A 5,901-nucleotide genomic window follows, 5' to 3' on the forward strand; every position below is an offset into this window, starting at 1 on the left:
TAGGGCCCGAGCCACCGTGCTCTTCCCGCACCCGGGCGGGCCACCGATGCCGATCGTCTTCATGAGAACTACCGTAACCGGATCCCCGCGCCGGGGCAAGGTGAAACTCCGGGAGATCCTCCGTGTAGATGGGGCGAGGTGATCAGAATGACAATGCGAAAGGTTCTAGCAGTAGCCCTGATCGTAATCGGCTTGATCGGCGCAGCCGCGCTTGCGAATGGCGCGCCGAGTCCGCTCGGGATCACTCCCTCTCCCAACCCTGGGTCGCTTTCGGTCAACATCTGGACCGATAAGCCGACCTACACGGTGGGGGAGAACGCTGTGATCTACTTCACGGTGAGTCAGCAGGCGTTCGTCTACATCTACGACATCCAACCGGACGGGATCGTGCGGCTCATCTTCCCCAACGCCTACTCGCAGAGAAACTACGTATCTCCCGGAACGCACTCCCTGCCGGACGGGAACTACCGCATGCGGGTGAGCCCTCCCACCGGGGTTGAGCAGCTTCAGATCATCGCGAGTACGGTTCCGTTGAACCTGGCCCCGACGAGCTACTCCGAGCCGTTCCCCCAGATCGGGCCGGATCCGCGATCAGCCGGTGCCGATATTCAAGCGCAGATCATGGGGATCAATCCAAATCCGCCATGCCCCCCGTGTGGAACCTGGGCCACGGCATGGACCTCGTTCACCATCGTGCCGGCGCCCAGCTATCAGCCCGGTTATTGCCCGCCTCCCTGCCCGCCCCCGCCTTGTTTCGGCTGCGTCCCCGGCGGGGCTTGGTACTGGTACAACGGCCAGTGGTACTACGGCAACCCGCCGAGCAACGGGAGCGGCTGGTATTGGTACCTCGGACCGGACGGCAAGTGGCACTTCACGATCCGCATCCACATCGGGAACAACTGACGCCCCACCAGTTTGCTACTCTCCCATCGACCGCGGAGGACCCGAGAGATCGGGTCCTCCTTGTTGTTTTAGTGAGAGATAGTGCAACAAGGCGTGCGGCGGAAGCACCGGAGGGCGAAGCGCTTCCGCCGCCTGTTCAAGGAGGCAAAGACCCCGGAAAGCCCCCACTTGCTAGGATCTAGCCTCCCCCCTCGTTTCTCACCACCCGGTCGAGTGTAATCTCGATCACTTTCATTGTCAACTCGTCTCTTTAATGAAAGAAACCCATCAGACACCAAACAAGGTGACGTTGATCACCTAGACTAGGGGCTTTCGTCCACAGATGCTCTATGCGGCTGCGCCGCGTCCGGCGAGGGCGCCGGTGGAGAACGCCCATAGGAAGTTGTACCCGCCGATCGGGCCGAACGCGTCCAGGATCTCCCCGCACAGGTAAAGCCATGGATGGACCCGACTCTGCATCGTCTTGGGATCGATCTCCCGCAGGGAGACCCCGCCTCCGGTCACCTCGGCGCGGGAGAACCCCTCCGTGCCGGTCCAGGGGAGGCGATAGGCGGAGAGGGCATCCAGAATGCGCTTCCGTTCATCGCGCCGCAGCTCGGATAGCTTCCGCCCTCCCGGGATGATCGCTTCGGACAGGAGGAGGTCGACAAGCCGGAGCGGGAGTTCCTCCCGCAGCCTCCCCCGGATCGTCTTCCTGGATGGGGAGATGACGTCCCTCCATTCCTCCCGCCCCATCCGGTTCCATCCTACGGTGATCGGAGGATGCTCTCCCCGCATCCGGGCACGGGCGGCGGCATGGGCGGTGTTCAGAACCACCGGGCCGCTGTAGCCGCGGTGGGTGAACAGGAAATCCCCCTCTGCCTCGATCCGGCTCTTCCCCTCCCCGATCGCGAGTCGAACCGGGAGCGTCACCCCGGCGAGGGCATGATGGGCGGCGGTCCCGCCCCGCAGCGCGACGAGGGCCGGATAGGGATCGATCACGGTGTGGCCGAGGCGGCGGGCGATCCGGTATCCCGTTCCGTCGGACCCGGTCCTCGGGTAAGACATCCCGCCGGTGGCGAGGATGATCCGAGAGGCGAGTACCTTCTCCCCGGTCTCCAAGGCGATGTGCCCCTTCTTCACCCCCACGACATCTGCCCCGGTCAGCAGGCGAGCCCCGTAGTGTTTGACTGTACCGACGAGGCGGGAATGGGCCTCTCTCCCCCCACCGCGGGGATAGACCTTCTCTCCCTCCTGATGCAGGTCCAGCCCGACCGGTCCGGTGAGGAAGTCGCGGACGGCGGCGAGCGGAAATCCGGCGAGGACCCGGCGCACAAGGTGAGGAGAGGAGTCAGTGACGTAGACCCCTGGTTCAACATGTGTCGGGAGGATGTTGCACCTCCCGCCCCCGGAGATCAGGATCTTCTGGCCGGGAGGGGTCTTCCGATCAAGGAGAACAACCCTCGCTCCGGCCCGGGCGGCAAAATAGGCGGCGGTCAGGCCGGCCGGTCCGGCTCCCACGATCCCGATGTCGTAGCGTTCACTCATTTTTTTGTCTCGTCCACTCTGCGCAGGAGCTCAGCCAGAGTGATCGCGGCGAGGGACTCGACGGTGAGGTCGGCATGGTCGAATCCGAGGGCGCGGGTAAGGGCGTTGGGAACGGCAACGCAGAATATCCCCGCCCTCTTCGCCGCAGCGACCCCGTGCGGCGCGTCCTCGAACACGATCGCTTCCTCAGGTTTCAACCCCAGGCAGGAGAGAGCAGCGAGGAACAGGTCCGGCGCCGGTTTTGCCTCCCGCACCTCATCACCGCAGCGGATGCAATCGAACTCTTTCAGAAGCCCGAGCCGGGAGAGGTGCCCGTGCACCCAGCTCCGCGGCGAGCTCGACGCCACCGCGAGCTTGAGCCCCATCCGCTTCGCCTCCTGGAGCCGGTCGACCACCCCTGGAAGGACTTCCTCGGATTCGATCAGCTCCTGCTCCCGAGCCCGCTGTCGCGCGTGGAGCGCGTCCCGGTCGACCGGACGGCCGAGGCACGCCTCGAGCTTATCGCACGGGTCGAAGCTATCCGGGGACCGTCCGAGGTAGTCGGCCCAGTCATGGACGGTCATGGTGCAACCGTGCTCGGCGAAGATCTCTTGCCAGCTTCTGAAGATTGGAACCTCCGTATCCAGAATCAGCCCGTCGAAGTCGAAGATAAGCCCGCGGATCATGTCTCACCTTTTTGCGGTGATGATACCGGCAAACCGTACGCGTATCATCTTCACGCGATGTTCAACGAAGAGCTGGAGCGGATGAGTAAGGAGCTGCAACATTGCGCGTTCTGCCCGTGGGCATGCGGGGTCGACCGGACGAAGGGAGAGCGCGGCGTCTGCGGGAGCGGAGCCGGGTTCGGGATCGGGGCGATCGTGGAGCATCACGGCGAGGAGCCGGTATTCGGGGGAAAGCACGGGATCTGTAATCTCTTCTTCTCCCGCTGCAATCTGCGCTGCATCTACTGCCAGAACTACGAGATCAGCCGGAACCGGGGGCCGGTCGTGGAACACGATCTGTCGTTGGAAGAGATCGTCTCCCGCATTGAGAAGGTCCTTGCCCGCGGGGTCTCCCATGTCGGGTTCGTCTCCCCCTCCCACATGATCCCCCAGACCAGGGCGATCATCGCCGCGCTGCGCCGCCGCGGGCATGCACCGACGCTCGTGTTCAACACCGGGGGATACGACCTGGTCGAGACGCTGCGCGGGTTGGAGAAGGAGATCGATGTCTACCTCCCCGACTTCAAGTACATGGATAATGACCTCGCGCTCCAGTATTCCGGAGCGCGGGACTACCCCGAAGTGGCGCTCGCCGCGATAAAGGAGATGGTCCGGCAGAAGGGGATCTCCCCTGAGTTCGATGCCCAGGGCTCCATCCGCCGCGGGGTGGTCGTGCGACACCTCGTCCTCCCCGGTGCGGTCGAGAACAGCATCGCCGTCCTGCGCACCCTCGCCCGTGAGATCTCCCCTGAGATCTACATCTCTCTCATGGCCCAGTACCACCCCACTCCGCCCGTCCGGACACATCCAACTCTCTCCCGCACCATCACCCCGGAGGAGTACGAACGAGTATTGGATGAAGCGGAGCGGCTCGGGTTCACGCACGGGTTCATCCAGGAGCTCTCCAGCGCGGGGAACTACCTCCCCGAGTTCATGCGGGAGAATCCGTTCGGTTGAGCTTCTTGCACACCCGCCGGTAAACCTGCTATTATGAGAATTGAGAAGACCATAAGGAGAGGGAGAAGGCATGTCTGGACATAATAAATGGGCGAACATAAAGTACCGTAAGGAGCGGCAGGACAAGAAGCGCTCCGGCATCTTCGCCAAGTTGATCAAGGAGATCACTCTGCAGGCGCGCAACGGCGATCCGAACCCGGAGAACAATCCCGGGCTCGCCCACGCGATCGAGCGGGCGCGCGCGGCGAACCTGCCGAAGGAGAACATCGAGCGGGCGATCAAGCGGGCGACCGGCGAGCTGGAGGGCGTCAGCTACGAGGAGATCACGTACGAAGGGTATGGTCCGGAAGGAGTGGCGATCCTGGTGCGGGTGGTGACCGACAACCGCAACCGCGCCGCCGCCGCGGTACGCCACATCTTCAGCAAGCACGGGGGGAACCTCGCCGCCGCCGGGAGCGTGGCCTGGCTGTTCGAGCGACGCGGGGTACTGACCCTCGAACAGCTTCCGGATGAGGTGGACAAGGACGAGCTTTTGATGAACCTGATCGAGCTCGGGGCACAGGAGTTCGACGATCAGGGCGACCTGATCGAGGTCTACTGTTCTCCGAACGACCTCGCCGCCCTCACGCAGGAGGTGGGGAAGCTCGGGATCACCCCGACGCGCGCCGAGGTGACGATGATCCCCAAGAACACCGTGCACGTAGAAGGGACGGCGGCGGAGAAGGTTCTCAAGCTGATCGACGCCCTCGATGACAACGAGGACGTCCAGGAGGTATTCGCCAACTTCGACATCCCGGATGAAATTCTGGCCAAGGTCGAGGGCGGTTAAACTGCGTACAGGAGGGAAGATGAACAGACTCAGTTGGTTGTTGGTGCTGTGCGCGGTGGTTACCCTGAGCGCCGCGGTGTTCGGGGAGACGATCATCACTACGAACGGATCGGTATTGCAGGGGACAATCGAGTTCGGGATCCCGGGGGTGATCAGCGTCACTTCGGATACCGGAGACGTATACACCGTGCAACGATCGAACATCAAGGCGATCCGGTTCGGCGGCGAGGACGGAACGGTTACGGTGGAGACGTTCGACGGAAACATCCTCGTAGGCAAGATCGGAGGGATCCCGGAGGTGATCGGGCTGCGGACCCCGGCTGGTGACGTGCAGTCGGTGAAGCTAACAAGCATCCAAGAGATCCGGTTCCCTGCCCCCGGACAACCGACCGCCTCGACCACGACAACAACGACTACACCAGCCCCTGCCACGACCACCGGCACTACCGGAGTTTCGCCAACGGCACTGGCGGAACAAGTTAAAGATGCCTACGGCAACGGGCGGTGGGGATTCACCCTTGGGCTTGACACCGGCTACCAGTTCGGCTTTTCGTCCCTGAATGGGTTTGGGATGCCGACTCTCTCCATCGGAGTGAACCTCCTGAACGGCGGCGGGATCGTGTGGCGAAGCTACTTCGTCCCCTCAGAGAAGTGGGCGGAGAAGACCGCGCTCAAGATTGCGCAGGAAACCCCAGGGATCAGCTATGATGATCTCCTCGCCGCGACGATCTCCCGTAGTCCGATTGCAAGCATCTATTTTCACGTCGGCACGAATTGGATAATCTGGCCCGAGGCTGGGTTGGGGGTGCTCTTCCGGCTTACCCCGAACATTCGGTTTGACCTCGGTGGGGCAATAGACATCCTCGGATTTTCGTGGATCTCCGTCGGTTTCTTGATGACATTCTGAAAGGAGGTACAGCATGAAGTACGCACTCGTGGGGATCGTTCTGCTCGCGATCGCTTCCCTTGCCAGCACCACGG

At 62.8% G+C, this 5,901-nt stretch carries 6 protein-coding genes; 4 read left to right on the forward strand and 2 right to left on the reverse strand.

The window, feature by feature from the left end; all coding sequences use genetic code 11:
* Positions 1 to 153 precede the first annotated feature (153 nt).
* Entirely contained in the window at positions 154 to 903 is a 750-nt protein-coding gene (locus J7J55_02705; protein ID MCD6141618.1) for a DUF4384 domain-containing protein, read from the forward strand.
* Positions 904 to 1,230: 327 nt separating this feature from the next.
* Here J7J55_02705 and J7J55_02710 read toward each other — a convergent pair whose 3' ends face one another.
* Together J7J55_02710 and J7J55_02715 are read right to left on the reverse strand one after the other, a co-directional pair.
* On the reverse strand, positions 1,231 to 2,430 hold the full coding sequence (locus J7J55_02710) for an aminoacetone oxidase family FAD-binding enzyme (protein MCD6141619.1): 1,200 nt from the start codon (positions 2,428 to 2,430) through the stop codon (positions 1,231 to 1,233).
* Positions 2,427 to 3,095, reverse strand: coding sequence for an HAD family hydrolase (locus J7J55_02715; GenBank protein MCD6141620.1), 669 nt, complete (start codon positions 3,093 to 3,095; stop codon positions 2,427 to 2,429). Before J7J55_02715 ends, J7J55_02710 begins: the two co-directional genes overlap by 4 nt.
* Positions 3,096 to 3,176: 81 nt before the next feature.
* Between J7J55_02715 and J7J55_02720 the strand changes: the two genes are divergently transcribed.
* From J7J55_02720 to J7J55_02730, 3 genes are all read left to right on the forward strand, one after another.
* Positions 3,177 to 4,091 (forward strand): radical SAM protein, encoded by a 915-nt coding sequence (locus J7J55_02720; protein ID MCD6141621.1) that lies wholly within the window; start codon positions 3,177 to 3,179, stop codon positions 4,089 to 4,091.
* A 70-nt stretch (positions 4,092 to 4,161) separates the two neighbouring features.
* The gene (locus J7J55_02725; protein ID MCD6141622.1) at positions 4,162 to 4,920 is read left to right on the forward strand and encodes a YebC/PmpR family DNA-binding transcriptional regulator; all 759 of its coding nucleotides are present in this window, start codon (positions 4,162 to 4,164) and stop codon (positions 4,918 to 4,920) included.
* Positions 4,921 to 4,939: 19 nt separating this feature from the next.
* The gene (locus J7J55_02730) at positions 4,940 to 5,827 is read left to right on the forward strand and encodes a hypothetical protein (protein MCD6141623.1); all 888 of its coding nucleotides are present in this window, start codon (positions 4,940 to 4,942) and stop codon (positions 5,825 to 5,827) included.
* Positions 5,828 to 5,901 lie beyond the last annotated feature (74 nt).

The sequence above is a fragment of the Candidatus Bipolaricaulota bacterium genome, from assembly GCA_021159055.1.
Classification (GTDB): Bacteria; Bipolaricaulota; Bipolaricaulia; order UBA7950; family UBA9294; genus S016-54.

Coding starts and splice junctions, on each gene's coding strand:
- J7J55_02730 (MCD6141623.1), top strand. CDS start 4,940: ATGAACAGACTCAGTTGGTTGTTGGTGCTGTGCGCGGTGGTTACCCTG.
- J7J55_02720 (MCD6141621.1), top strand. CDS start 3,177: ATGAGTAAGGAGCTGCAACATTGCGCGTTCTGCCCGTGGGCATGCGGG.
- J7J55_02715 (MCD6141620.1), bottom strand. CDS start 3,095: ATGATCCGCGGGCTTATCTTCGACTTCGACGGGCTGATTCTGGATACG.
- J7J55_02705 (MCD6141618.1), top strand. CDS start 154: ATGCGAAAGGTTCTAGCAGTAGCCCTGATCGTAATCGGCTTGATCGGC.
- J7J55_02725 (MCD6141622.1), top strand. CDS start 4,162: ATGTCTGGACATAATAAATGGGCGAACATAAAGTACCGTAAGGAGCGG.
- J7J55_02710 (MCD6141619.1), bottom strand. CDS start 2,430: ATGAGTGAACGCTACGACATCGGGATCGTGGGAGCCGGACCGGCCGGC.